The 26,952-nt window shown below is 51.5% G+C and carries 26 protein-coding genes; 7 read left to right on the top strand and 19 right to left on the bottom strand.

Going from position 1 to position 26,952, the window contains the following annotated elements:
- Window positions 1–18 precede the first annotated feature (18 nt).
- The 11 genes from EPV75_RS01100 to EPV75_RS01150 all read right to left on the bottom strand — a co-directional run bounded on the left by EPV75_RS01100 (window position 19) and on the right by EPV75_RS01150 (window position 10,909).
- A complete protein-coding gene (locus tag EPV75_RS01100; protein WP_128384184.1) occupies window positions 19–666 on the bottom strand; it encodes a hypothetical protein in 648 nt (215 codons plus the stop codon).
- Window positions 663–1,274 carry a hypothetical protein gene (locus EPV75_RS01105; protein WP_029939432.1) on the bottom strand — a complete coding sequence of 204 codons (612 nt, stop codon included), beginning with the start codon at window positions 1,272–1,274 and terminating at the stop codon, window positions 663–665. Before EPV75_RS01105 ends, EPV75_RS01100 begins: the two co-directional genes overlap by 4 nt.
- A gap of 55 nt (window positions 1,275–1,329) precedes the next feature.
- Complete coding sequence (locus tag EPV75_RS01110; protein WP_128384185.1) at window positions 1,330–1,674, bottom strand: Hpt domain-containing protein; 345 nt, start codon at window positions 1,672–1,674, stop codon at window positions 1,330–1,332.
- 35 nt (window positions 1,675–1,709) lie between these two features.
- On the bottom strand, window positions 1,710–3,800 hold the full coding sequence (locus EPV75_RS01115) for a two-component system response regulator (RefSeq protein ID WP_128384186.1): 2,091 nt from the start codon (window positions 3,798–3,800) through the stop codon (window positions 1,710–1,712).
- Between the two features lie 118 nt (window positions 3,801–3,918).
- On the bottom strand, window positions 3,919–4,368 hold the full coding sequence (dtd, locus tag EPV75_RS01120) for a D-aminoacyl-tRNA deacylase (RefSeq protein WP_128384187.1): 450 nt from the start codon (window positions 4,366–4,368) through the stop codon (window positions 3,919–3,921).
- 18 nt (window positions 4,369–4,386) lie between these two features.
- Window positions 4,387–5,355, bottom strand: a complete 969-nt coding sequence (pip, locus tag EPV75_RS01125) for a prolyl aminopeptidase (RefSeq protein ID WP_128384188.1) — start codon at window positions 5,353–5,355, stop codon at window positions 4,387–4,389.
- 192 nt (window positions 5,356–5,547) lie between these two features.
- The gene (gene typA / locus EPV75_RS01130) at window positions 5,548–7,371 is read right to left on the bottom strand and encodes a translational GTPase TypA (protein WP_128384189.1); all 1,824 of its coding nucleotides are present in this window, start codon (window positions 7,369–7,371) and stop codon (window positions 5,548–5,550) included.
- A 196-nt stretch (window positions 7,372–7,567) separates the two neighbouring features.
- On the bottom strand, window positions 7,568–8,086 hold the full coding sequence (locus EPV75_RS01135; protein ID WP_225972357.1) for a DUF6691 family protein: 519 nt from the start codon (window positions 8,084–8,086) through the stop codon (window positions 7,568–7,570).
- 22 nt (window positions 8,087–8,108) lie between these two features.
- Window positions 8,109–8,597, bottom strand: coding sequence for a YeeE/YedE family protein (locus EPV75_RS01140; protein ID WP_029939440.1), 489 nt, complete (start codon window positions 8,595–8,597; stop codon window positions 8,109–8,111).
- 196 nt (window positions 8,598–8,793) lie between these two features.
- Window positions 8,794–10,059, bottom strand: coding sequence for a sensor domain-containing diguanylate cyclase (locus tag EPV75_RS01145; RefSeq protein ID WP_128384190.1), 1,266 nt, complete (start codon window positions 10,057–10,059; stop codon window positions 8,794–8,796).
- A 244-nt stretch (window positions 10,060–10,303) separates the two neighbouring features.
- Window positions 10,304–10,909: a DNA-3-methyladenine glycosylase I gene (locus EPV75_RS01150; RefSeq protein ID WP_128384191.1), complete on the bottom strand. Its 606-nt coding sequence runs from the start codon at window positions 10,907–10,909 to the stop codon at window positions 10,304–10,306.
- A gap of 120 nt (window positions 10,910–11,029) precedes the next feature.
- On the opposite strand from EPV75_RS01150, the gene EPV75_RS01155 reads away from it, so the two are divergent.
- From EPV75_RS01155 to EPV75_RS01165, 3 genes are all read left to right on the top strand, one after another.
- Window positions 11,030–11,623: a cytochrome b gene (locus EPV75_RS01155; protein WP_128384192.1), complete on the top strand. Its 594-nt coding sequence runs from the start codon at window positions 11,030–11,032 to the stop codon at window positions 11,621–11,623.
- A 114-nt stretch (window positions 11,624–11,737) separates the two neighbouring features.
- Complete coding sequence (locus EPV75_RS01160) at window positions 11,738–12,094, top strand: MerR family transcriptional regulator (protein ID WP_029939443.1); 357 nt, start codon at window positions 11,738–11,740, stop codon at window positions 12,092–12,094.
- A gap of 273 nt (window positions 12,095–12,367) precedes the next feature.
- Window positions 12,368–12,778 (top strand): carboxymuconolactone decarboxylase family protein, encoded by a 411-nt coding sequence (locus tag EPV75_RS01165; protein WP_128384193.1) that lies wholly within the window; start codon window positions 12,368–12,370, stop codon window positions 12,776–12,778.
- Window positions 12,779–12,805: 27 nt separating this feature from the next.
- Here the strand turns inward: EPV75_RS01165 and EPV75_RS01170 are convergent, their stop codons facing one another.
- From EPV75_RS01170 to metH, 5 genes are all read right to left on the bottom strand, one after another.
- Window positions 12,806–13,906, bottom strand: a complete 1,101-nt coding sequence (locus EPV75_RS01170; RefSeq protein ID WP_128384194.1) for an acyl-CoA dehydrogenase family protein — start codon at window positions 13,904–13,906, stop codon at window positions 12,806–12,808.
- A 60-nt stretch (window positions 13,907–13,966) separates the two neighbouring features.
- Window positions 13,967–14,263: a hypothetical protein gene (locus EPV75_RS01175; protein ID WP_029939446.1), complete on the bottom strand. Its 297-nt coding sequence runs from the start codon at window positions 14,261–14,263 to the stop codon at window positions 13,967–13,969.
- Between the two features lie 93 nt (window positions 14,264–14,356).
- Complete coding sequence (locus EPV75_RS01180; protein WP_068646993.1) at window positions 14,357–14,635, bottom strand: hypothetical protein; 279 nt, start codon at window positions 14,633–14,635, stop codon at window positions 14,357–14,359.
- Between the two features lie 107 nt (window positions 14,636–14,742).
- Complete coding sequence (locus EPV75_RS01185) at window positions 14,743–15,489, bottom strand: hypothetical protein (protein WP_128384195.1); 747 nt, start codon at window positions 15,487–15,489, stop codon at window positions 14,743–14,745.
- Between the two features lie 150 nt (window positions 15,490–15,639).
- A complete protein-coding gene (metH, locus tag EPV75_RS01190) occupies window positions 15,640–19,350 on the bottom strand; it encodes a methionine synthase (RefSeq protein WP_128384196.1) in 3,711 nt (1,236 codons plus the stop codon).
- Window positions 19,351–19,550: 200 nt separating this feature from the next.
- On the opposite strand from metH, the gene gluQRS reads away from it, so the two are divergent.
- Window positions 19,551–20,510 carry a tRNA glutamyl-Q(34) synthetase GluQRS gene (gene gluQRS, locus EPV75_RS01195; protein ID WP_225972358.1) on the top strand — a complete coding sequence of 320 codons (960 nt, stop codon included), beginning with the start codon at window positions 19,551–19,553 and terminating at the stop codon, window positions 20,508–20,510.
- Window positions 20,511–20,564: 54 nt separating this feature from the next.
- On the opposite strand, the gene EPV75_RS01200 is transcribed toward gluQRS, so the two are convergent.
- Window positions 20,565–21,809 carry a diguanylate cyclase gene (locus tag EPV75_RS01200; protein ID WP_128384197.1) on the bottom strand — a complete coding sequence of 415 codons (1,245 nt, stop codon included), beginning with the start codon at window positions 21,807–21,809 and terminating at the stop codon, window positions 20,565–20,567.
- Between the two features lie 259 nt (window positions 21,810–22,068).
- On the opposite strand from EPV75_RS01200, the gene trmA reads away from it, so the two are divergent.
- From trmA to EPV75_RS01215, 3 genes are all read left to right on the top strand, one after another.
- On the top strand, window positions 22,069–23,196 hold the full coding sequence (gene trmA / locus EPV75_RS01205) for a tRNA (uridine(54)-C5)-methyltransferase TrmA (protein WP_128384198.1): 1,128 nt from the start codon (window positions 22,069–22,071) through the stop codon (window positions 23,194–23,196).
- The gene (locus EPV75_RS01210; RefSeq protein ID WP_128384199.1) at window positions 23,193–23,957 is read left to right on the top strand and encodes a sulfite exporter TauE/SafE family protein; all 765 of its coding nucleotides are present in this window, start codon (window positions 23,193–23,195) and stop codon (window positions 23,955–23,957) included. The genes trmA and EPV75_RS01210 overlap by 4 nt, the downstream gene beginning before the upstream one ends.
- Window positions 23,958–24,137: 180 nt before the next feature.
- Window positions 24,138–25,064, top strand: a complete 927-nt coding sequence (locus tag EPV75_RS01215; RefSeq protein WP_128384200.1) for a lipid A deacylase LpxR family protein — start codon at window positions 24,138–24,140, stop codon at window positions 25,062–25,064.
- Between the two features lie 10 nt (window positions 25,065–25,074).
- On the opposite strand, the gene EPV75_RS01220 is transcribed toward EPV75_RS01215, so the two are convergent.
- Together EPV75_RS01220 and EPV75_RS01225 are read right to left on the bottom strand one after the other, a co-directional pair.
- On the bottom strand, window positions 25,075–26,040 hold the full coding sequence (locus EPV75_RS01220) for a DUF3616 domain-containing protein (RefSeq protein ID WP_128384201.1): 966 nt from the start codon (window positions 26,038–26,040) through the stop codon (window positions 25,075–25,077).
- Window positions 26,040–26,915, bottom strand: a complete 876-nt coding sequence (locus tag EPV75_RS01225) for a cupin-like domain-containing protein (RefSeq protein ID WP_128384202.1) — start codon at window positions 26,913–26,915, stop codon at window positions 26,040–26,042. Before EPV75_RS01225 ends, EPV75_RS01220 begins: the two co-directional genes overlap by 1 nt.
- Between the last annotated feature and the right edge of the window lie 37 nt (window positions 26,916–26,952).

The following is a 26,952-nucleotide window of genomic DNA, read 5'->3' on the forward strand; positions in this document are numbered from 1 at the left end:
CTTAAGTTCTTTCGATTATTACTGGATGCTCGGTCCATATTGCAGTGCATCCGGTCCTTCTTCATCATAAAGCACTTCCAGGCCTTTATCCGGGTAGAACCAGTGCTCGAGGCCATCGGATTGCTTTTCAACGCGCTGAGGCTGACCGAAGCGCATTTCAATCGCACGTTTGGTCAGGTTCTTTCTTGGAATCAGTGTCACCAGCTTAATGGGCTTCGCCATCAATTTTTCGATGTTTTCACTGTTCGGGGTGACCTGGCGATTGCCGGTTTGGGTGACCGTCGTCTGAACGCCTTGTGAGTAATAGCGATTCAGTTCCTCTTTAGATACATCCAAGCTTAAGGCCATGGCACCACGAATGGTGGCGATGTTCATGGATGGGAAATAGACTTCCGCCGCTTTACCGGACTCATCCTTTTTCGAGAAAATTTTCACTTCCACATCGTTACCAAACAGCTTTTTGGCATCGTTGGGCGTACTTTGGTTCAGTACCAAGCCGAGGGCTTCAAGCTGGTTGGCCTGGTTGTAATGGCTGTTCCACGGTAGCAGTTTGTCCGACACTTCTTCACGGTTCGGCGGAATCAGAATGAACACCGCCGTCAGGCCGACGGCGGCCAGCAAGACAATCAGAAAAGTCGGGAAACGGCGTTGTTTGCTTTGACTCATGATTGATCGCTTTCCGAAGAAGACATGTGTTTTTGGCCCTCGTGACGGACTTCATCATCGCCTTCCCCTAACTCGGCGTTGGCGTCGTCCCCGCGCGGCAGAAATTTTTCGATTTTCGGGTCGATAATCCCTTTACCGGCATCGTACACCGAAATTCCGGTTTGCATGAAGGTAATCAATACCGCCACGAAAATCACGACGGCGGCAAAGCGTATGGTGATGATTTCGCCCAGGTTGGTTTGTGAGCCTTCATCCGAAAAGTCATTCATCGAGAAGCCGCCCGGAAAAACCAAATCGATCAGTAGGTAGACCGCGACCATCAAAATGGCAATGGCGTAGCTGAGCAACAGGATACGGCAACGGCGCCAAGCCAGCTCCCAGTGAGCCGAAACGAACCAGGAACCGCGTTCACGTACCTCTTTTCGGTGGCGGTAAATATAGGCAATCACCAGACTCGAAATCACCGGCACCGCGAGGAGCATGGGGGTGCTGCCGATTTCCAAGACAATCATCGAAATGAACAAGTGGGTGATGATGATGTTGATGTTGAAAATGTGGTGTGGGTTTTTGGCTAGATGCGTTTCTTCAGGGGTTACTTGATAATGCATTTTATCGTGTCTCTTAGAGTGTGAAGATCAATCCGCCGGTCGCGTATCGACCGGATTAAAAGGCATCGAGATACTGTTGCAGGAACGCAGATACCTTGTCGTTTTCGGCTTCAACGGCGGACAGGTCCGCCGTCAATCCGTCGGTGATGCCGTCTTTGCCTTTGTCTTCCAGTACCAGGCATAAAGGAGGCAGTTCGGTGGCACCGATGTTCGCGGAACTGCCCTTGAGAGTATGGGCGTGCAGTCTCAAGCCGTCGGCATCGCCGTTCGCAATGGCCTGTTTGATATTCGACAGGGTGGCGGGTGCGACGTCCAGATAGCTTTGCAAAATGTCCTTCAAGTCATCTCCGATGACTTCCTTGAGCATTTCCAAATTGTCGGTATCCACAGGTTGAGACATGCCAATTCCTTTTGCGAAAGCTTTATTATAGCCGATTAAGGGGTGTTGTGACTTTTAAGATATTGTTGAAACTCGTCCGCCGGCATGGGCTTGCCGAACTTAAAGCCCTGGAAAACGTCACAGTTTTTGTTCTGTAAGAAGGAAACATGGAATTCGTCTTCAATCCCTTCGGCCACCACTTTCAACTTCAAGCTTTCCGCCATTGCCAAAACGGTTCGGACAATGGCCTGACCTTCCTGGGTTTCCAGGTTTTTGATAAAGGAGCGGTCGATTTTTATGGCGTCGATCGGAAAGCTGTGCAGATACGCCAGAGAGGAATACCCGGTACCGAAGTCGTCGATGGACAGTGTAACCCCCATGGCTTTCAAGCCTTTGAGAATGCTGATGTTATGGTCGGCGTTGCTCATGGCTAGACTTTCGGTGATTTCCAAATCCAGATACTGCGCCGGTAACGGGGAGTTTTGCAAGACGCTTTGAACGTCTTTCATCAGGTTGGAACTGGAGAACTGCCGGCCGGACAGGTTGATGCCGATGTGAATCTCATAGCCGTCGGCATGCCATTTTTCCGCTTCCTGCACGGCGCTTTGCAGAACGTATTGACCGATTTCGACAATCATCCCGTTGTTTTCCGCGATAGGGATAAAGACCGCGGGTGACACCAGGCCTTCGGACGGATGGTGCCAGCGCACCAGGGCTTCGGCCCCGTAAGGTTTCAGGGTCTGGCCGTCCACTTGCGGTTGGAAATAGACTTCGATTTCATTGCGATCCAAGGCTTTGCGCAAATCGTTTTCCAGCAACAACTGTTCTTTGGATTCCGCATTCATATCGGTTTGGTAGAACAGGAATTGGTTACCGCCTTGCTGCTTGGCTTCGCTGCGGGCGATGTTGGCATGGGCGATCAGTTCGCTGGCTTTGGTGCCGTCCTGACGGATGATACTCACCCCGATGGAGAAGGTGATGAACAGCTCTTGATTGCGGATGGTGAAGGCTTTGGAAATGTCGTGAAAAATTCGGCTCAAGGATAAATTCAGTTCTTGTGCGTCCTCGGCATTTTTAATCAAAATGGCGAATTCGTCACTGCCCAGTCGGGCGACGAAGTCGTCTTCACGCGTGACTTTTTTCAAGCGTTGCGCCACGGTGCGAAGTAAAGCATCGCCGTTTTCCTGACCGAGGTTGTCGTTGATTTTCTTGAAGCGGTCGATGTCGAGGATGACGGTGGCGCTGAATTTTTTCGGATTGGCTTCCTTGATGAAGCTCGCCAGTGTCTTGCTGAAAAAGGAACGGTTCGCCAAATCGGTCAATTTATCGTGACTGGCCTGGTAATCGATCAGGGTTTCGGCTTTGTGTAGGCGACTGATGTCCTGCGCCGAACCGGTGATTTTCAATATCTCGCCGTCCTGGTCGAAGCTGACCTCGCCCAGACAGTCGATGTGCGACATGGAGCCGTCGTGATGCAACACCCGGAAGCTGACTTGAATGTCGTTGTAGCCTTGGGTGGCATCGGCAATCGCCTGTTGAATCAACGGCAGGTCTTTGGGGATGATGTTGGAGAAAAACTGTTCCAGTGTGACATCGGCTTGATTCGGGATGCCGAATAATTCAAACGCCGAACTGGAGCCGGTGACACGGTCCGAGGCGGCATCCCATTCCCAATACCCCAGTTTGGCGAGCTTTTGGGCGTAAATCAATTGCGACTGGCTCATGCGAAGCTGGTCTTCAATCAACGACGATTTGATGGCGTATTTCACGCGCTGGCTCAGCAACGACCAGTTGATGGGTTTGGTGATAAAGTCGGTGGCGCCGATGTCGAAGGCCTGGTCGATGGAGCTGATGTCGTCCAGCGCGGTCAACATCAGAATCGGCACGGCGCGGTCTTTTTCGTAGTTACGAATCGCTTCGGTGGCGGCATAGCCGTCCATGACCGGCATCATCACGTCCATCAGAATCAGGTCTGGCGCTTCTTTGATGAACATTGAAAAACCGTCTTGACCGTTGTTGGCTTCAATCACGCGAAAACCGGATTTCGACAGCACCTTGCTTAAGGTCAGGCGGGTGACATCATCGTCCTCGACCACCAGAATAAGGGCCGATTCCTGTTTGTTCGTTTGTAGGTCCGAGAGCACCATCCGAAGTCCGTTTTCTGGAGTTATTATGAATTCTAGTGTAGCCGCTTTTGGGGGAAATGAAAACCTTTATCCCCTGGATGAAATGCGGTTTTTACGGGATGGGAAAACGCGGGGAAAGTTAATTCTCCAGCCAGAAGGTCACCGGCCCGTCGTTGGTCAGCGAAACCTGCATGTCGGCGCCGAAGCGGCCGGTCTGCGGTGGGCGGTAAGCTTCGGTGATTTCTTGAACGAATTGCTCAAACAGCGCTTCGGCCTGCGCTGGCGGGGCCGACGTGTGGAAGCTGGGGCGTAAGCCTTTACGGGTGTCCGCCGGTAACGTGAATTGCGGCACCAGTAATACGTCGCCGCCTTCGCCTTGCTGGGTTTGCTGCACATTGAGGTTCATCTTGTCGTTGTCGTCGGCAAACACACGATAATGCAGCAGTTTGTGCGCCATGCGTTTCAGGGAATCGGTGTCATCGTGCGGCTGGAATCCGCACAAAACCGCCAGGCCTGGTGAAATCTGCCCAATGACCTCGCCGCCGACACGGACTTCAGCTTGGGTGACGCGTTGCAATAAACAAATCATAGGGGCTTCACGGCAGGGTTACGCATCGAGCTCAATGCTCTGATAGGTTCGGTTGGCCGCTTCCACCAACTGTTCGGCGATTTCCGGCTCGAAAGCGGAATGTCCGGCGTGGTCGCACACAATCAAATCCGCTTTCGGCATGGCTTTCGCCAAGGCATAGGCCTGATTGAACGGGCAGACCATGTCATAGCGTCCTTGCACGATGGTGGTCGGAATCGTTTGAATGTAACCGATGTTATCGAGAATCTGGTTGGGTTCGATAAACGCATGGTGGCGGAAATAGTGGCATTCGATGCGCGCCATGGCCAGCGCGTGGAAAGGGTCTCCGAAGTGGTCGACCAGATCGGCGTCGGTTTTCAAGGTTGAGGTGCGGCCCTCCCAAATCGACCAGGCTTCGGCGGCGCTCATGCGGGCGATTTCGTTTTCGCTGGTCAGCAATTCGTAATAGGCTTCTATCATGTCGTCGCGTTTGTCTTCCGGCACCGGCGCGATGAAATCCCGCCAATAATCCGGGTAAAAACGGTCGGCGCCTTGCTGGTAAAACCAGCGAGTGTCTTCGTCACGGCATAGGAAAATGCCGCGCAGAATCATTGCCAGCACCCGTTCCGGATAGGCTTCCGCATACAACAAGCTCAAGGTCGAGCCCCAGGAGCCGCCGAACAACACCCAGCGGTCGATATTGAGGTGACGGCGAATTTTTTCGATATCCTCAATCAGATGGGCGGTGGTGTTGTTTGTCAGACAGGCGTGCGGTCGGGATTTGCCGCAACCGCGCTGGTCGAACAGAATGATACGGTAATGGTCCGGGTGGAAAAAGCGCCGTTGTGTCGGCGAACAACCGCCACCCGGCCCGCCATGGATAAACAGCACCGGCAAGCCGAGCGGATTCCCGCTTTCTTCAACGTGCAAGGTATGGGTGTTGTCCACCTGCAAGCTGTGTTCGGCGTAAGGTTTGAGGTTCGGGTAGAGTAGATGTTCCAAGTTCATGCTAGTGTCGAGTCCTAGATTTTTTGACATTTTAGCGAGTCAGGAAAATGTTCTCTGCTAGGCGCGGCCCGCAGTGAATGGCGTGCCCTTTACAAGGGACTACACTACTGATTTTAGCGGAACAGGAAAAAAGAGGGAAATAAAAAACGCCCAGGCCTGGGCGTTTTTGGAAAAACGGAGTCGGGCGGGCGGTTAGCCTTTGCCGCGGCCTGCTTTTTTACGTTCGTTTTCCGTCAACAGTTTTTTACGGATACGAACGCTGTTTGGCGTGACTTCGACCAGTTCGTCGTCGTCGATGAATTCCAACGCCTGTTCCAGCGAGAAACGAATCGGCGGCGTCAAGGTCAGAGCTTCGTCGGTCCCGGCGGCACGCATGTTGGTCAACTGCTTACCTTTCAACGGGTTGACCGTCAAGTCGTTGGCGCGGCTGTGCAGACCGATGATCATGCCTTCGTATACTTCTTCACCGTGACCGATGTAGAGACGGCCGCGGTCTTGCAGGTTAAACAAAGCGAAGGCCAAGGCTTTCCCTTGCCCCAGAGAGATCAATACGCCGTTGTTGCGCTCGCCCAGGGTGCCGGCGAATTTCGGTCCGTAATGCGAGAAGCTGGAGAAAATCAAACCGTTCCCTTGGGTGGCGGTCATGAACTCGGTACGGAAGCCGATCAAGCCACGTGATGGGATGATGAAGTCGATACGTACGCGACCGTGCCCGTCCGGAACCATGTCTTGCATTTCGGCTTTACGCTCGCCCAGTTTTTCCATAATGGAACCTTGCGCGTCTTCCGGAATGTCCACCGTCAGGTTTTCATACGGTTCCAAGGTTTCGCCGTTTTCTTCTTTGAAGATAACTTCCGGACGGGAAATCCCCATCTCGAAGCCTTCGCGACGCATGGTTTCGATCAGAACCGACAAGTGCAGTTCACCACGACCGGAAACACGGAATTTGTTGGCGTCTTCGGTGTCTTCGACACGCAAAGCCACGTTGGTCAACAATTCTTTGTCCAAACGCTCGCGGATTTGGCGAGAGGTCAGCAACTTACCGTCCTGACCGACGAATGGCGAGTCGTTGACCTGGAAAGTCATGCTTACGGTCGGCTCGTCCACCGTCAACGGCGGCAGGGCTTCAACGTGGTTCGGATCACACAAGGTGTCGGAAATGTTCAATGGGTCCAACCCGGTAAAGGCCACGATGTCACCGGCGTGGGCTTCGTCCACGCTGACACGCTCCAAGCCGTGATACCCGAAGATTTCACCGACTTTCCCTTTACGCTCTTTGCCTTCGGCGTCGATGATGGTGATGGCCATGCCGACTTCCACGGAACCACGCTTGATACGGCCGGTGCCGATCACGCCTTTATAAGTGTCGTAGTCCAGAGAGATACATTGCAACTGAAAAGGTCCGCCCAAATCAACGTCCGGTGCCGGTACGTTTTGAGTGATGATTTCAAAGACCGGCGTCATGTCGCCTTCACGAACGTCTTCATCCAGTCCGGCGAAACCGTTCAGGCCGGAAGCGTAAATCACGTCGAAGTCCATTTGCTCGTCGGTGGCGCCCAAACGGTCGAACAAGTCGAAGGTTTGATCCAGTACCCAATCCGGACGCGCGCCCGGACGGTCGATTTTGTTGATGACCACAATCGGTTTCAAACCTTGTTTCAAGGCTTTTTCGGTTACGAAACGCGTTTGCGGCATCGGCCCTTCCACAGAGTCCACCAACAACAAGACCGAGTCCACCATCGACAAGATACGTTCCACTTCACCACCGAAGTCGGCGTGACCCGGGGTGTCCACGATGTTGATGCGGTAGTCGTTCCAGTTGACCGCCGTGTTTTTCGACAGGATGGTGATGCCCCGTTCTTTTTCCAGATCATTGGAATCCATGACACGGTCGCCCATGTCTTTACGGATTTCGTCAAACGTGCCGGATTGCCGTAGAAGCTGGTCTACCAGGGTGGTTTTACCGTGGTCAACGTGCGCAATGATGGCAATGTTGCGAATATGATCTGTACTCATGGAGGGACTCTCTTAACTTTCAAAAAAAGCGTATTATACTGAAAAGGCAGGACGAGTTTGTGTAATCTGCTGAAATGATTGGAAAATATCACCAATCGCGGCTGTGAAACCGCTCTCGGGGGAAAAGAGCGGTTGGCAAGTGAAATGCGCGGGCCGAAAAATCGGCCCGAAACGCCCGCATTTGCTGGAAATTCGGTTATTGACCAGGCCTGGTCGAATCCGTTGTTTGGTTCTGACTTTGCGCCTTTTCCAGACGGATGTAACTTTGCAGAATTCCGTACGCCATCGTGCCGAGCAATAGGCCGAGCAGCGCAAAGAGCCCGGCGATTTTGCCTTCGCCGATCATCGCCGGAATGGTACCGGGGCAGGAAGCGGTCATCCCCCAGCCGATGCCGAACAGCATGGCGCCGATCATCAAACCTTTTTGGTAGGGTTTTTTCACGAAATCCACTTCGGCCCCGGTGGCGATGGCACGTACTTTGAAGCGTTTGAGCAAAAACACCCCGATCATCGCAATCGCCACGGCGGTAACAATGACAATCATCAACTGAAAGTCCTCGAACAGGAACATCTTGGCGTGGTAATCGTAAGTGGTCGCCCCGGCGTGGCTCATCAGAAAGCCGAAGGTGATGCCCATCAGAAAACCGAAAATGTTGTTGCGGTACACATACATGAACGAGATGATGTACAGGCGGATGCTTTTCAAAGGTGGCATTTTATGTTCCATCATCGACTCCTCAGGTTCCGAACAGCAGGTGCGTGGTCACGAACGCACTCATAAAGAAAATGACCCCCGCCAACAGGCTCGGCGGGTTCAGCATGGCGCCGCCCACCAGAGCGTGCCCGGTGGTGCAAGCCCCGGCCAAACGTGCGCCGAAGCCCAGCAACGCGCCGCCGAAAATCAGCCAGATGGCTTTCCCAGCCAGCGTTTGCGGCAGGATGTCGTTGTACATCCCCATGTCAAAACTGAAATGCCACGGCTCCGGCGCTTGCAGCGCGCTCAACAGCCCGCCGATGGGAATGCCCAGCAGGAACCACAAACGCGAGTTATTGATGTTTTTGTATTCGCCGGTGCGGAAATATTCCACCCGTTTGAACATCATGCCGCAGAAATTACCGTAACCGGTTGAGCAGCCGGCGGGTTTCCCCATTAACCAGAAGTGGAAAACCACAAACAATCCCATCGAGATGCCGGCAATCCACGCGCTCCAAACAATGACTTCCATCGCTTATCCTAGAATAAATTCGTTTGATTGGACATATTTTCAAAGAATGTTCCAAGCGAGTCAAAGAGAGGTTTTTTGCGTGCGGATAAAATTAATTTATGATGCATTAAGAATGTAAATAGTTGTTGTTTTAATATGGAAAAACGACCAGGCCTGGGCGTTTTCAGGCCTAGAAATTGGATACGTTTGTGGGGGCTTAAAAAAACTCGATGTCGTCGCGGGAACCGGAAACGTTGACGCGGTTACGACCTTGGTTTTTAGCCTCATAGAGTGCTTGGTCGGCCATTTTGTAGAGTTCGTTACTGTCGGCCAAATGGTTTGCGTCGACGAAGGCAACGCCGGAGGAAATGGTCACGACCCGATGCGGGTTCCCGGTGTGAGGAAGTTGCAGGGCTTCGACCTGTTCACGGGTGATGTTGGCCAAAGTTTCGGCATCTTGGGATTGGGTGACATTGCAAATGACGCCAAACTCTTCCCCTCCCAGGCGGAAGACATAATCGCCTTTGCGCCGGAAGCATTCTCGAAGGGTTTTCGCGACCCGCGTTAAGGTGATGTCGCCGGCATGATGTCCGTAAGTGTCGTTGTATTTTTTGAAATTGTCGATGTCGATGATGATGAAGGCAACGATTTCCTGATAACGCACCGCATGGTCGATTTCCCTGGAAAAAATTTCATTAAAATACCGACGGTTGTAGAGCCCGGTCAGGTCATCGGTGATGGAGCGCAGTTCGGCCTTTTTTAAGTCGGTGATGTTTTCGTATAAATGGTATTGGCCGTGTTTTTCGCCCATAAAATCGAAGTTGAACACTTGATTGGAACGAAGCCAGACGGGTGTGCCACTTGGGGAGGCGAATTTGATGACTTTGCCTTTGGTGTCATTTTCGATCAATGCGTGGGGGAAAAGGCGGCTTTCCCGTTCACCAATCACCGTTTGTTTATTGACGCCGAGTTCGTCGGAAAGCGCTTGGCTGACATTGGTGATGTGTCCGTCCGGATCGGTTTCATAGCTGAGCAGATGTTCGTTGATGACGCGTATTTTGCGGTTCAGCCGCTGTTCGTTAATCATGGTGTTTAATTTGAGGCTAACTTCCAATCCGATTTGGGCCAGTTCAACTTGTTTGGCTTGGAGAACTTTTTCCGTAACTTTCTGCAAAGCAATGACACCAATAAGTGAGGTGCCGACCGACAGCGGAATGAAAAGCTGGTCATTATTTAAGCAAAGCTGGCCGATTTTTAAATCGGAAGTCGGCGAAAAACTGGCGTTTTCGGTTACAAAAACTTGCTTCAATGTCTGCGATTCCGTCATTTTCAAAAAAATGCCGCAGGTATTCGCGCTTAACGAGGTTATTAGGTATTGACTAAGGTGATCGCAAAAATCCCGAAGCTGGGTTTCTGCATTGATGAGGGTTTGGATTTCGTTCCAATGAGTGTTCATTGGCAGAATCAAGGTTGAATCCGACATAAAAGTTTTGGCTCGTTTGGTCGCCTATATTTTTTTATATTTCTAAGCGGTTTATTCAGAGTGACGTTTCGGGCGTGCTTACCCGAAATATTTTATTAATATTTTATTTTCTAGGTGTCTTGTTAACCGTCGGTCCCTCAGCCTTTCACCGGGTTAATTGCCAAGCCCTATTTATCACTTCCAGTATAACATTCTTTTTATGGTGGCGACGGGCTCGAAAGGCCTTTCGGGTAACGGTTTTTCGCTAAGGGCGTTGGAAGTTTTTACGGGCCTCGGCGACTTTTGGGCGGGTGATGCAGGTTTCCACATGGTTGTTGATGAGCCCCATGGCTTCCATAAAGGCGTACACGGTGGTGGGCCCCACGAATTTCCAGCCCATTTTCTTCAAGGCTTTCGACAAGGCCACCGATTCCGGTGAGGTGGTGACGCTTTGCGGCGGCGGCAAAGTGGCTTCGTCCGGTTCGTATTGCCAGAAAAACCCCGCCAGTGAACCGTGTTGCACCACCAGTTCCTGCGCGCGCTGGGCATTGTTGATGACCGCTTCGATTTTGCCGCGATGCCGCACGATGCTCGCATCCTGTAACAGGCGTTCCACATCTTGTTCGGTGAACTGGGCCACCTTGCGGAAGTCGAAGTGGTCAAAGGCGCGGCGAAAATTCTCGCGCTTATCGAGAATGGTGCGCCAACTCAAGCCGGATTGAAAACTTTCCAGACACAGTTTTTCAAACAAACGAATGTCATCCGCCACCGGAAAGCCCCATTCCCGGTCGTGGTAATCGAAAAACGCCTCCACCTGGCCGCACCAGGCGCAACGCGGCAGATTGTCCGGGCCGGGAACGGTCTGGCTCATGGAATATCCTTTTTTACATAATTGATTCAAATTGTGCAGCGATTAAATCGATAGTATTTTACCGTACAACATCAGGCTAAGAAAACGAAACAAAACCGCACTTAATTTTGGGAGAGCAAAATGGCATTACGCAACAGTCAAATCGCCTACGGCACGGTAGCGAAAACCCTGCATTGGGCAACGGCGCTTTTATTCCTGCTGGCCTATGTGGCCGTCTATTATCGGCAGTGGTTTACCGAACGGGATACGCCGGAAAACATCATCGCCATTCAACTGCATTTTTCAATCGGTATCAGCATCGGGGTGATTTTGATTTTACGCCTGCTTTGGGTGTTGTATGACCGTAAACCCGATCCGGTTCCCGGTTCCGCTTTTGCACATTTGGCCGCCAAATCCGGGCACTGGCTGTTGTATTTGATGATTGCGGTGATGGTGGTGACCGGCTATATGGGCACCGGCGCCAACACGCAATTCTTCTATTTGTTTGAGATTCCAAAATTTTCCGATACCTGGTTGTATACGAATGTGATTGAAGAATACTGGTTCGGCATCACCTTTAAAGAGTTTGAGAAACCGTTCGATTTTATTCATAAGGATATTGGTGGCGCACTGTTAGTGTGGATGCTGATTCTGGGTCACGCTTTGGCCGCGTTGTATCATCATTACGTGAAAAAAGACGATACGTTGAAGCGTATGACAACGCTGAAAAGTTGAATGAAATCAACTAGAGTATTCGTAAGCGATCATGGCATCGTTAAATCAGAAAAGGCCGCGCGATGAGCGGCTTTTTTACTGGGTTTTTGTGTTGTTGGTTTATTGAGTGAATCCATGAATATCAAAGAATTTTCCCTGCAAGTCGGAGTCTGTCCGCATACCATTCGGTTTTATGAAAAAAACGGCGTGCTGTCCTCGGTGCAACGTTTGGCGAATGGTCACCGTCATTTCACCGACAAAGATGTCCGTTGGATGGAATTTGTACTGCGTCTAAAACACACCGGTATGCCGTTGGATAAAATCCGTCACTATGCGGCGTTGAGGGAGCAAGGTAAAGACACCGTCGCACAGCGTCAGGCCCTGCTTGAAGAGCACGCACAAGACCTGTCCGAAAATATTGAACAGTTGCATACGCATTTGCAAAAACTCAACGACAAAATTGATTTGTACAAGCAAGACCTTGTGGATTGAATTCCAGCTTACCCGCCCAAAAAATACTGTTCTATTAACGTTTTAATCACGCTTTTTTTCGCTTGACTTAGAGTTAACTCTAAGTTGTAGACTGCTTGTGAACCCGACATCAGGAGCTTCACGATGCCAGTCAAACCATCCATTCATGCCGTTACATTCAGTCGGCGTCATTTCATTCAATTGTCTGCGCTGGGCTGCGCATTTAGCGGCCCCGTTTCGTCTGTTTTCGCAGCCGAAAAAACCATTATTTCAAAACCGAAAGGAGAACAAACCATGACAACAACCGATACCGAACGCTTTCAACGCGGGCTTAAAAAACTGAAAGAAATCGACGGCCAAGCCGGCGAAAACGTTATCCGCTCTTTGCAACAGGTAGCGCCCGATTTGGCGCGTTATACGATTGAATATCCCTTCGGAGACGTTTACAGCCGTCCCGGTTTGGATTTGAAATCACGGGAAATCGCCACCGTCGCCGCCTTAACGGCGATGGGAAATGCGGCACCCCAGCTCAAAGTGCACATTCATGCCGCGCTGAACGTGGGGTGTACCGTGACCGAGGTTATGGAAATCATTATCCAAATGTCGGTGTACGCCGGTTTTCCGGCCGCCTTGAATGGTGCCTTTGCGGCCGAAGAAGTGTTTTTGGAGCGAGGGTTGATTGAAAAGCCATCGTCCGAAACGTAAGCCTTAAAAATATTTCAAGCGCAAAGGTTAATCCTGTGGTGGCGATAAAATCACATGCTGGCTTAACACATGCAAATCCCGCCAGGCCAGGCCAAATTCGGAGGTGTCGAACACCGCCATCATTCCGGCGCGGGCTTTCAGGCTGTCGGCGGCGTGCAGGCAATTTTGTACCAGCGTGACGCACTCGGTTTGCACTTGGGTGCGTAACGCTTCGTCAGGCGTCTGGCCGTGCTCGCAGGCTTGCCAAACCGCGTCGGCCAAGTCATACAATTGCGTGCGAGCGTGTTCAATTTGGGTTTGGGCTTGCTCAATGCATTGTTGAATGGCCGGTTGCTCCGCCAGCACGCCGTCTTGGCCGTAGATGGTTTTGTGTTGCGCAAAGGCTTGATAGGCCTCCAGAGCATGTTGGGCGATGCCGACGGCGACACTGCCAAACGTTACGCTGGCGAGGGTTTCCAGCGGACAATGGAAAATCGGGTCATTCAAAATGGGGGTGTCTGCCAGCGAAAAGGTGAAATCGCGTGGTACGGTCACCTTTTCCACGCTGAAATCGTGGCTGCCGGTGGCTTTCATGCCGAAGGCCGACCAGGTGGAATGCACGGCCACCTCGGCGGCGGGAACGGCAATGGCGAGAATGTCTTCGGTGTCGTCCACTTTGCAATTGGCGGTGAACCAACTGGCATGGTGCGCGCCGCTGGCATAAGCCCAGCGGCCGGAGGCTTCAAAACCGTCTTTCATAAAACCGTTTTCTGCGGTTTTCGCCAGGCCTGACGGCATGCCGGAACCGGCGATGACCGCGTTTTCCGGTTCAAAAATTTCCCGCGCCGCCGCTTCCGCCATAAAGCCGGAAAACAAACCGCCGCCCGCGCCGATCATTACCAGCCAACCGGTGGCTCCGTCCGCGTAAGCGATTCGCTCAAACACCTTCAAAGCCGTTGGCAAGTCGGTCGCTTCGCCTTGATAGCATTTGGGAATAAACAAGCGGAAAAGGCGTTGTTTGAATAAGGCGGCCAAAACCGCGTCGGTGAGATGGCCCTGCCGTTCCGCGGTGGGCGCGTCGGCGCGAATCAGCGGCAGAAGCGTTTCAACCTGATTCAATAAGGCTTGAGCGTTTGGGTGTTTGCGCATGTTGGTTTGGCCGGTGTTTGACTCAAATGGAAAAATCACCAGGCCTGGTGATTTTGAAGATTATTTCGGCGCGTCTTCATTGCGGTTGCGCCACAGCTTGGACACCGCTTTGTCGCTGCCGAGAAACGCCACCACCAGGCAAATCAAGCCGATGACGGAAAACAGAATCACCGGAAACATGCCCGCAATTTGGTTGGCGAGAATGGAAAAGTACAAACCGACAACGCCCAGTGTGATAAACAAAAAGCCCATTATCTTTAACACTTTGCGGTGCGATGGACTGTATTCATAATGCCCATCCGCGTTTTCCAATGGATTGAGAATGGGGGAGAAGAGTTTTAGCAATAAATTTTTCATGAGGTTGAGTTTAACGATTCGTGTAAAGCATGTCGATTGATTTTATTCGGCCATGTTCTTTTTTGACTAGGTTTGCCATCAGTCGTAAGCGTTTTATTTTAAAGAATAAGTGGTCTCGCCCTCTTTTTTACGAGCGATGACGACAATATCGTCCACTTCTTGGTAACTGCTTTGAATCCCCTGTTCACTGGTAAAGGTTTCCGTTTTGTAGGCAATACGGTGCCGGACTTCTTGTACGATGTAGTCATCAAAATCAATATTGACAGTGTGATTCACCGAAGGCAAAGCCAGTGCATTTCTAATTTTGATGGTTTTTAGAAGGTGCGGGGGTTCTTGGTTATCAAATGTTTGGATGGTGTAATGGATGGTCATTGAGCATGCCTTGCTTTATCCCAAAGGATTAAGAATAGGAGAGGAGAGTTTTAGGAAGAAATTTTTCATACTATTGAACTTAACTAGTCTGATTTAGCTTGTCATTGTTAATTTAAATATTTAAGGACTTTGTATTTAAGTCCAGTATTAGAAGCATCGATGATTTCAAAAATTGCCCCCTTGTAGCCTATTTTCTTATCAGACGATATGTCATACGTAATTGTTTGGTTAAAGGCTGGACGAATATAATCTTTATTAAACTCTCGATATTCTAGCTGAATAGAACTACCACTTTTCCCAACATATATTAATTCTCGCCTAAAATCATTAGGCACTTTGTTTTTGATAGTTATTTTTTCGTATTTTATTTTTTTACCTATTGGTTCAACGATAGTTTTGGTTGATATAAAAAACAGCGAATCCCCTTTAGATTTGTTTGGAGAAATAACAACTCCACCGTCATATGTGCCTGCGTGTCCACTAGCAGAGACCCATTGGCTTACAGAGTTGTTTCGAATGTAATATATTCCATCTAGCCCGCTACCATAAATTTTGAACTCACCAGGATGAATTGTGTAGTTTTGGACAAAACCGTTGTACCTGCCATTAATATTTATTTTATCGGATAGTTTTATACCTTTGGTTTCTTCAACTTTATAAGAATGTATCAGTGAATCTCCGACACTAATTTGTGTGACCTCGCCTAAATGAGGTAAGTTCACCTTATCAGCTTTATTATTTTTCCCAATCGTATAGCTTATGACAGCTTCTTTGCCGGTGTCTTTTACTCCGGAAAGGCAGCCTGATAAGGAAAAACTCATCACAAGAATTAATAATAGTGGTGATAGGTTCATGTTAATTCCCTTAAAAATAGATAAAAATACTAATATAAAACAAAAATATATCAAATTTTTCCAGTTCTTGGCTAAAGGGTTTTAACCATTCAATATTTCGCTTTCGATTTGATGATAGAGCTTGATATAAAGAGTGTTTAAATCATCTTTTTAATTCGCAAAATCCTCGGGGTCATACCCCAAATTCGGGGCCAACCATTTTTCCGTTTCTTCGATGCTCCAGCCTTTGCGGTGGGCGTAGTCTTCTACTTGGTCGCGGCCGAGTGAGCCGACGCCGAAGTAGCGGCTTTCCGGGTGCGCGAAGTAGGTGCCGGAAACGGCGGCCGTTGGCGTCATGGCAAAGCTTTCGGTAATGTCCAGCCCGATGGTTTCGTCCGGTTTCAGCAGTTCCCAAAGGGTGCCTTTTTCGGTGTGGTCCGGGCAGGCCGGGTAACCGGCGGCGGGGCGAATGCCTTGGTAACGTTCTTTAATCAGGTCTTCGTTGTCGAGGTTTTCGTCCGGCGCGTAGCCCCAATCGTCCTTACGCACGATTTCATGCAGGGTTTCGGCAAAGGCTTCGGCAAAGCGGTCGGCCAGGGCTTTGAGCATAATGGCGTGATAGTCGTCGTGGTCTTTTTCAAAGCGTTCCACGTGTTCGTCAATGCCGATGCCGGCGGTGACGGCGAAGAAGCCGATGTAGTCCGGTACGCGGCTTTCTTTGCTGGCGATGAAGTCCGACAGGCAGTTGTTGGCGCCGCCACGCTTTTTCTCGGCCTGCTGGCGCAGGTGATGGAAAGTGTACAGCACTTGGTTTCGGCTTTCGTCGGCATAGACTTCAATGTCGTCGCCGACGCGGTTGGCCGGATAGAAACCGTACACGGCTTTGGCGGTGAGCCATTTTTCGTCGATGATTTGCTTGAGCATGGTTTGGGCGTCGGCAAACACTTTGCGGGCTTCTTCGCCGACGACTTTGTCGTCGAGAATGCGCGGGTATTTTCCGTGTAATTCCCAGGCCTGGAAGAAAGGCGACCAGTCAAAGCGTTCGACCAGTTTTTCCAGCGGGAAGTTGTCCAGCACTTTAGTGCCGAGGAATTTGGGACGCACCGGAGTGAATTCCTGCCAGGCTTGGTCGGTTAAGGCGGGATTGGTGCGCGCTTGTTTGATTGGGATGCGCTTGACCTGCTGGGCGCGGGCTTTGCGTTCTTCCCGAACCTGTTCGTATTCGGCGCGGATTTTGGCGGCGAAATCGACTTTCAGGTCGTTGGAAATGAGGCTTTGCGCCACGCCGACGGCACGGGAGGCGTCTTTGACGTACACCACCGGATGGTCGTATTGCGGTTCGATTTTCACGGCGGTGTGCGCTTTGGAGGTGGTGGCGCCGCCGATGAGCAACGGCAAGTCCATGCCGCGTTCTTTCATCAGTTTGGCGACATTGACCATTTCTTCCAGTGATGGCGTAATCAGGCCGGACAGCCCGATGACATTGGCCCCTTGTTCGACGGCGGTGTCGAGAATTTTCTCAGCGGGCACCATGACACCCAAATCAATCACTTCGAAATTATTACACTGCAACACCACGCCGACGATGTTTTTGCCGATGTCGTGAACGTCGCCTTTGACCGTGGCCATGACGATTTTGCCCTGTTGCTGACCTTCGGTCTTGGCGGCCAGCAGGTATGGATCCAGATAGGCGACGGCGCGTTTCATGACGCGGGCGGATTTGACCACTTGCGGCAGGAACATTTTGCCGGAGCCGAACAGGTCGCCGACCACGTTCATGCCGTCCATCAGCGGGCCTTCGATGACGTGCAGGCCGGAGCCGAGTTTTTGGTAAGCTTCTTCGGTGTCGGCTTCGATGTAGTCGGTAATGCCTTTGACCAGCGCGTGTTCCAGACGTTTTTCCACGCTTTGTTCGCGCCAGGCGGTGTCGGCGACTTTGCTGGCGGCTTGGCCGTCGCCACGGAATTCTTCGGCCACTTCCAATAAACGTTCGCCGGCTTCCGGGTCTTTATTGAGGATGACGTCTTCCACGGCTTGACGGAGTTTTTCCGGCAGGTCGTCGTAAATCGCCATTTGCCCGGCGTTGACGATGCCCATGTCCATGCCTTCTTTGATGGCGTAATAGAGGAACACGGAGTGGATGGCTTCGCGCACGGGGTTGTTGCCGCGGAAGGAGAAGGAGACGTTGGACACCCCGCCGGAAATCTTGGCGTGTGGCAGGTTGGCTTTAATCCAGGTGACGGCGTTGATGAAATCGAGGCCGTAATTGTTGTGTTCCTCGATACCGGTGGCGACGGCGAAAATGTTCGGGTCGAAAATAATGTCCTGCGGCGGGAAGCCGACTTTTTGGGTCAGGACCTCGTAGGAGCGTTTACAGATTTCGATTTTGCGTTCCAAGGTGTCGGCTTGGCCGGTTTCGTCAAAGGCCATGACAATCGCCGCCGCGCCGTACTGCTTGACCAGTTTGGCCTGGCGGATAAAAGCGTCTTCACCTTCTTTCAGGGAAATGGAGTTGACCACGCCTTTGCCCTGAATGCACTTCAAGCCGGCTTCGATGACCTCCCATTTGGAGGAGTCGATCATGATCGGCACGCGGGAGGCTTCCGGCTCGGAGGCCAGCAAGTTGAGGAATTTGACCATGCAGGCTTTGGCGTCCAGCATGCCTTCGTCCATATTGACGTCGATAATCTGCGCGCCGTCTTCCACTTGTTTGACGGCAATGTCGATGGCTTCGCCGTAGTTTTCTTCGATAATCAGGCGTTTGAATTTGGCGGAACCGGTGACGTTGTTACGTTCGCCGACATTGACGAACAGAGAGTCTTCGTCGATGTTCAGCGGTTCCAGGCCGGACAAACGGCAGGCCGGGGCGATTTCCGGCAAGGCGCGGGTGGCGTGGCGCAAGGCGACATCGGCCATGGCTTTGACGTGGTCCGGCGTGGTGCCGCAGCAACCGCCGATGATATTAATCCAACCTTTTTCCGCCCAGACGGCGATTTCCGCCGCCATTTGTTCCGGGGTTTCGTCGTATTCGCCGAATTCGTTCGGCAGACCGGCGTTGGGGTGAACGGACACGTAGGTCTCGCACACGCGGCTGAGTTCGGCCACGTAAGGGCGCAGCTCTTCCGGCCCCAAGGCGCAGTTCAAGCCGACCGACAGCGGTTGTGCGTGAGCAACGGCGTTATAGAAGGCTTCGGTCGTCTGGCCGGAAAGGGTTCGGCCTGAAGCATCGGTGATGGTGCCGGACAGCATAATCGGCACTTCGTAACCGACAGCGGCTTCCACTTCTTTCACCGCGAAAATGGCGGCCTTGGCGTTCAAGGTATCGAAAATGGTTTCAATCAGAATAACGTCCGCGCCGCCTTCCAACAGGCCGTGCGTGGCTTGTGTGTAAGCGGTGACCAGTTCGTCGAAATCGGTGTTGCGTTTGCCGGGGTCGTTGACGTCCGGCGAGATCGAAGCAGTGCGGTTGGTTGGCCCCAAGACACCGGCGACAAAACGCGGCTGGCCGTCTTTCTGTTCGGCCAGGTCGCAGGCTTCGCGCGCCACTTGCGCGGCGGCGATGTTCAGCTCGGTGACGATGTCCTGCATGTCGTAATCGGCCTGCGCGATGGTGGTGGCGTTGAAGGAATTGGTTTCGACGATATCGACGCCGCGATTGAGGAACGACAAGTGGATGTCACGAATCAGGTGCGGCTGGGTCATGGCCAGAATGTCGTTGTTGCCTTTGATGTCCATGTGGTAATCGGCAAAACGTTCGCCACGGAAGTCGTCTTCACTGAGCTGCAAGGATTGCACCATTGTCCCCATGGCACCGTCGAGGATGACAATGCGTTCCGCCAAAAGCGATTTGAGTTGTGAAATCCGAGTTGCGCGATCCGTCATAGATAAAACCATTCTGTCTGTCAAAAATATAAGAACCGTGTATTTTAACTCAATAAGCCGTTGACATCAGGCGTAATTTTGGCGGGTTAAACCTTGAGTAAAAATGCTCAGGCCTGGTGGTTTTCAGGTTTTTCGAGGGCGGGCGTCACGCGGAACGATAGAACATTCACTTGCCGGGAATCGTCGGTTAAGATAACGGTATGAGTATCGACCCAACTTCCACAACATCGAAATCGCCCACGGCACCGCAAAAAATGCAAAAAGTGGTGGGGCGCTTTGCGCCGACGCCCAGCGGGCCGTTGCATTTCGGTTCTTTGATTGCGGCGACGGCGAGTTATTTGAATGCCAAATCGCAGGGTGGTGAGTGGCGTTTGCGGATTGACGATATCGATGGGCCGCGCGTGGCGCCCGGCGCGTGTGAAAGCATTGTCAAAACACTGGAAGCTTATGGTTTTGAATGGGACGGCCCGGAAGTCTATCAGTCCGAACGGGATGCGATTTACCAGCAGGCATTGGATGCGTTGAACGAATCGGGGCGGTTGTATGTGTGCGGTTGTAGCCGCAAACAGTTGCAGAAACGGCAGCCGGAAACGCCGTGGTTATACGATGCTTATTGTCGCCACGACGCTGTGAAACCGGATGTTGAGGCCATGCAGCCGGAAGCTGCCTGGCGGTTTCAACCGGATGGCGGACGTTTGTGTTTTGACGATGCCGTGCAAGGGCCGCAGTGTTTGGAAGTGGCCGCCGAGTTGGGCGATTTTGTGGTCAAGCGGGCGGATGGCGTGATCGGTTACCATCTGGCCTGCGCGGTGGACGACATTGAAATGGGCATGACCGAAGTGGTGCGGGGAGCGGATTTGCTCACCAGCAGCTTTGCCCAACAATCCATTATGCTGGCGTTAGGGCACGAACCGCCGCATTATGCACATCACCCGTTGGTGACCAATCGCGAAGGCATTAAACTCAGCAAAAAAAGCCGCGCGCCGGCGATCCGAAGAGACGAGGCCGCCGAAACCCTACGCGCCGCCCTGACGTTTTTGAACCATTCCCCACCGAAAGAACTGAACACCCTGATTCCGCTTTGGGATTGGGCGGTGGAGAACTGGCGGTTATTAAAGGTCAAAGACGTCGTGTCACAAAAGAACGGTTTACAAGATTAGATCCAATCATCGGAAATGACCAGGCCTGGCCATTTCCCGTTATGGTCATTTCCTTTAAAACGCCACCGACAGTTTGTTTCGTCCGCTTTCCTTGGATTGGTATAGGGCTTTGTCGGCTTGGCTGATGGCGTCGTCGAGGGTGTCGCCGGAGTAGGTGATGCCTTGGCTGATGGTGAAACGTACGCCGGTTTGGTTTTCGGATTCGGTTTCGATGGTTTGGCGCAGGGTTTCACAGAGGGCTTCGATTTCGCTGGTGTCTTCCACCTGGCCCAGTACACAGAATTCTTCCCCGCCGAAACGGGCGACCAAATAATCGGAGAAGGTGTCTTGGATGCAATTGGCGGTGAAGATAATCGCTTCATCGCCTTTTTGGTGCCCGTAGGTGTCGTTGACGTTTTTGAAGTGATCAATGTCACCCATTAGGGTGAAGAAATATTGGCCTTGGGCTTTGATGTCGGTGAACTGTTGGCCGCCCTTGTGGAAAAAGAAGCGGCGGTTATAGAGCCCGGTTAGGCCGTCGGTTTGGGAGATGTGTTCGATTTCCTTGAAGGTTTCGGCCTGTTCGATGTTCTGGTTGACGCGCACGTAGAATTCTTCGGGGGTGAAGTTGGTGTTGAAGAAGTCGTTGACGCCGTATTTCATCAATTTGATGGCGGAGGAGATGTTTTCGCTGTCTTCGCAGGAAATAATCGGCAACTGGCTTTGCGAATAACGGTTGCGGATGTTTTTGGTGAAGTCGAAGGTGTTGTTGTTGATGACGTTTTGGGCGCTGTCCAGCAGAATCAGACTGGGTAAGGCTTCTTTCAGGTCGGCGTCCATCTCCGAGCAGCTTTCGTAAAGCCGCACTTGAAAGCGGTGGTTGCGAAGCATGCCAAGCAGTTTGGAGCTGTAACGCGATCCGCAGCTAAGCATCCATACCATGCGCTGGGCGTTTTTATACAGCCGGTCGGTAATTTGTACCGCATAGCGGATGGAGGACAAACTGTCTTTGATGACGTAGTCCGCGACCTTGAGGCGGAACATTTCTTCGCGGGTTTCTTCTTTATACGAGGCGGTGAGCACTACGGTGGTGATGTGGTGGTGCTTTAAGTATTCGATGACTTCGCCATTGTAGGAGTCGGGCAATTGCAAATCGCTTAAACAGACGGCGACCTCGATTCCGCTTTCAATCAAGTCTTTGGCTTCCGCCAGCGAGTGGCAGGTGTGGATGGTCAGCGGTGTCAGTTTTTGAAGTTCGGTTTTCAATAAACTCGCCATTGAGGGTTGATCCTCAATGATCAGGAAACATTCGTTCGTCATGGTGGTTGAGTGCAAAAGTTGTTTAATATCATTATTGTATTTGTGCGTATGAAACCTTACATGATTTTTTTGTGACGGGGTAAGTTTTTTTGAATAAATAACCACTTTGAGTGTGACTATTTGATTAAGGCATTGTTTCAGGGCCGCTTTTAAGGGCGATTGGTGATATACTTCGCAAAAAAATCATTTATTAAACACCTTCTACAAAGAAGGGAGTGATTTTGACATTTCTATTTTTGAATGCCCTGGATAACCCTGAATGCTCTGCGATGTTTTTCCCGAACGCTACCAAACGCAGCTGGACGAAAAAGTTGACCGTTTAACGGCGTTATTGCCAAAATCCGAACCGATGACGGTGTTTGCGTCCCGCCCGGCCAATTACCGTGCCCGTGCCGAATTCCGCGTGTGGCATGAAGGCGACCGCACCGATTACATCATGTTCGATCCCGACACCAAGGAAAAGGTGGCGATTGAATCCTGCCCGATGGCGCTGGAAAGCATTGCCAATTTAATGCCGCGCCTGATGGCGGAAATCGTGCGGCAGCCTGCCTTGCGGACCAAGTTGTTTCAAGTCGATTTTCTGGCCACTTTGAGTGGCGAAATGCTGGTGACCTTGATTTACCGCCGGCCGTTACAGCAAAAAAACGGGGGTCAGACGAAAACCGACCAGGCCTGGCTGGAAGCGGCGCAAGCCCTGCGAAAAACCTTGCCGATTACGCATATTATCGGCCGGGCACGGAAGCAAAAGGTGTGCTTGGATCAGGACTTCGTTATCGAACGTTTGCAGGTGGATGAACAGTCGTTTGTTTATCAGCAGGTGGAAAACAGTTTTACTCAGCCGAACGCCGAAATGGCGCAAAATATGTTGCATTGGGGGCGCAAAATGGCCGCGCTGGCCAACCCGGACCAATCCAAAGATTTGATCGAGTTGTATTGCGGTAACGGGCATTTTTCGATTGCGCTGGCGTCGCATTTCAATCAAGTGTTGGCGACGGAGATTTCCAAAACTTCGGTGGCGTCGGCGGAATTCAATATTGACGCGAACCGCACGGACAATGTGCGGGTTGTGAAAATGGCGGCGGAAGAAATTTCCGCCGCACTGGAAGGCCAGCGGGCCTTTTTTCGTCTTAAGGATGTGGATTTGAAGTCGTATGACTTTAATACCATTTTCGTGGACCCGCCGCGATCGGGGCTGGACGATTTGACGCGCAAAATGGTGACGGAGTTTGAGCATATTCTGTATATCTCCTGCAACCCGGAAACCCTGGCGCGGGATTTGGCGGACATTGGCCGTACTCATGACGTGGTCGAAACCGCTCTGTTTGATCAATTCCCTTACACCCATCATATTGAAAGCGGTGTATATCTAAAAAGGAAAGCCAAATGATACTAGCTTGGATAGGTGCATTACTGATTGGTGTGAGTTTGGGGCTGCTCGGTTCGGGTGGTTCGATTTTGACCGTGCCGGTACTGATATATCTGGTGGGGCAGGATCCGAAGGTCGCCATTGCCGGTTCTTTGATGATTGTCGGGATTATCAGTGTCTTCTCCGCCTTGCCTTATGCGCGCCAAGGTTTGGTGAAATGGCGAACCGTAGTGGTGTTTGGTTTGCCGGGGATGTTGGGGGCTTACCTGGGTGCCTATGGTGCACATTATGTTTCCGATGCGGTGCAAATGTTGATTTTCTCTGTGTTGTTATTGACGGCGGCGTATTTGATGTTCCGCCCGGTCAAACTTGAAGACGACACCCCGACACAGGAACGCGCGGTGTATAAAATTGCGATTGACGGTTTGCTGGTCGGCGGAGTGACCGGTCTGGTCGGTGTCGGCGGCGGCTTTTTGATTATTCCGGCATTGGTGCTGCTCGGCGGCTTGTCGATGCGTCTGGCGGTGGGCACCAGTTTGGTGATTATTGCCGCCAAGTCGTTTGTCGGTTTCTACGAATATCTGAATGTGCTAAGTGCGTTGCAGTTAAGCATTGATTGGCACGTCATTGGTTTATTCTCGCTCATCGGGATTGTCGGAGGCTGGTTGGGGCACAAGGTCAGTAGCCGAGTTGACCAGGGATTGCTGAAGCAAATTTTCTCGGTGTTCCTGGTGTTGATCGGGCTGTTTATTCTGTACAAAAATTTACCGAATTTGCTGTAAAGCCATTCCGGTATCGAGGGTGAAAGTCTTTCGGTACTGGAGTAATGGGTGTTACAATTTAGTAACATTTTTTTTATTGGGGGGACGCTTCTCTTGGCTAGGAACGCTCGTCTGGATTATTCGGTGTGTGCATCAAAACGCTGTTTGAAGCGTTTGAGATTCCCTCTGTTCGGTTTTTCAATGTTGATGGCGGCTCTGCCGGTATTGGCTTCGGAGTTATCATTTCAAGCGGATAACGACATTGTCTATGGTACCGATCGGCAATATACCGGCGGCTTGAATGTCCGGTGGACGGATGAAAACGGCATTGGCCTGGTGAACTGGTTGATTGAGCCGATTGAAAAAGCCGCTTTGCCCAAAAAGGATGAACGGCTCTTTCAGCAGACCGATCAACTGGAACTTTCCACTCAAATTTTTACGTTGGAAAAACGCACCGATTCGGGATTGGAAAGCGCGGGGAACACCGCTTGGACCCATTTCGATTGGCGGCGATTTTATCATTACGACCGTCATCAATCTTTGTTGAGCTTCAGTGTCGGCTGGTTGGGCCCGGCCAGTGGCGGACGCGAAATCCAGGACGGCATTCACTCCGTTATCGGTAATTCCAATGCCTCCGGTTGGGATAATCAACTGCCCGATCAGCCGACCTTGCAAATCAGCTTCGATAATCAGCGTTTTTTGTTTGATCCTCAATTGGAACCAGATTTTCAGATGTACCGTTCCTTATCCATCATGGTCGGCTCTCCGGAAACGGCGTTGAATGCCGGTGTGGGAGCCTATTATGGCGATGGTGCTCGGCCGGTGATGAGCTTCAATACTTTTAATCATGTGATGAATACCGGCAAGGGCTTTGGTTGGTTTGTGTTTGCTGATATCTCAGCTCAATATCAAATCTATAATGTTTTGCGTGACGGTCGTTTGTTTACCAAGGATGACACCGGTTTGAAACCGGCCAATGAAGTGATTCCATCCGGACAATACGGCGGGGCCATGACGTGGAATGGTTTCTATGTGCTGTTTGCCGGTTCGGTGTTCGGACAATTTTATCGTGATCAGCCCGAGGAAGCCTTTCGTTTCGCTTCCTTGGTGGTCGGGTTCGAGCTCTAACAGTTTCGATTTATTTCAGCGTTGATTCGTAGCGCTTCAAGCCACCGTTCAATACACCGTCTTGCACAATGAAAATCACCAGGCCTGGCGATTTTGACTGTTTCTGCACCACCAGACCTTCCGGTTTGCCTTTTGGGTTCTCCAGCGTTAACAGCGGCGGCCAGGCCGAAAAATGGGGTTTGCCGTTCCAGGCATGTACTTGATAGCGGTTCGGCACTTCATTGACCGGGCCGGACAGCAGGTAAAGTTGGGTGTCGTCGGCCATCATGTCTCGAATCCCCAGACCGTTTAAATTCACCAGCCGCAATTTCGGGTCGGTCAGCTCAAAGGTGTTTTCGACCAAATCCAACTTCAAGACGGCGGCCAGGTTGCCGCGAAACACCGGGCCGCGAAAGCCGACGTAGAGATGTTTTTTCGTGACGGCGAGGCCTTCAATGTCAATGCCGTTTTCCTTGCTGGGCAGTGTGATGAAGGGGGCGAGCATTTTGTTATGTTGAATAATGGGGATAAGCGAACGTTTTCGGATGGCGGTGACCTGTAACGCCTCGTTGAGCTGAATTTGAAAGAGCACATTGCGGGACGGTTCGTCATGAATGGGGGTGAGGCGTTTCAGGTTCTTTTTGTCCGAGGCGCCGGGTTTGATTTTCTTGCGTTTTTTGGAATGGGAACCGATGGCGTACAGATACGGTTTTCGCCAGGCCAGGCCTTCCAAGTCGAGTTCATCGGGCGTGTCGGTCAAGGTGATTTTGCCGGAGGGTTCGGCGTGGTAGACGCCGTTTCGTTTCGGCAGGATTTGAAGGGCGGTGCCTTCGTCGGTGGCCAAGGCCATAAAGCGGTCGGTGATGACCAAGCCACTGATATTGTCCGGGTCAATCGACAGTTGGCCTTGGATTTGAGGCGTATCCGCCCAGGCTTTTAAACTGATGAGGATAAAGCTGAAGACAACCAGTAATTGACCGATGTGTGTGGTGCGCATTAGCGTAATCCTTTTTTCGCAAGATAACGATGGGTGTTCTGCACGGCGCGTTTTTCATTGCGGTCGTTCCAGGCTTGGCCGACGGTCTTGCGCATCAGGCCTTCGATGCTGCGGGTCCATAAGAGGTTTTTCAGCATGGTGGCGAGGTTTTTCGGACGGCGCGGAAAGGCGCGTAACGCCATGGAAAAACTCAGTTCTTCGTATTCGATGTAATGCCACCAGCCGGGCGGAATATACAGAATGTCGCCGTGGTTCAAGTCGGTTTCATAACCTTCCAGGTATTGCAGCGCCGGGTATTTTTCGAGGTCCGGTGTGCGGTAGTTGACGTCGAACAGGCTGCTGAATGAAAAAGGCACTTTGTACATCAAGGGCGTCTGGTCGGGTGGAAACAGCATGACCTTCTTTTTGCCGCCGAAATGACACAGGAAAATGTCCGCCAAATCGATGTCGTAGTGCATTTGCACTTTCGCGCCGGTCCCGCCCATGAACAGCACCGGCAGTTTGCGGAAAAAAGGCAGGCCAATGTCCGGGTAGTCGAAATCCTGGGTCAGTTCCGGTACTTCTTGCAGGATATTGTAAAAAAACAGGCGCAAATCGTTTTCCCCGGCTTGCAGTCTGTCCAGGTAGTCGGTCAACGGCATCTGTGCGGCGGGCGCATGTTGGTGTTTGCGGTTTTTGGAGGGTTGGCTGTCGTATAACGGCACGATGCGATCACCGGCTACGTCTTTGAAGTAGTTGATGGACCACTTTTTGCGGGCGGGCCAGTCGTCGGTGAGGTGTTCGAATTTAACGGGCATCTCCGGCCGTTTAAAGCGGGTGAGGAAGTCGTTTTTCGACAGGGTATCAACGGTGGTAATCGAACGTAGGCTTTTCATGACGGATCGGATGTTGTTGTCAATGCAGACAGTATAG

Source organism: Hydrogenovibrio thermophilus, assembly GCF_004028275.1.
GTDB lineage: Bacteria > Pseudomonadota > Gammaproteobacteria > Thiomicrospirales > Thiomicrospiraceae > Hydrogenovibrio > Hydrogenovibrio thermophilus.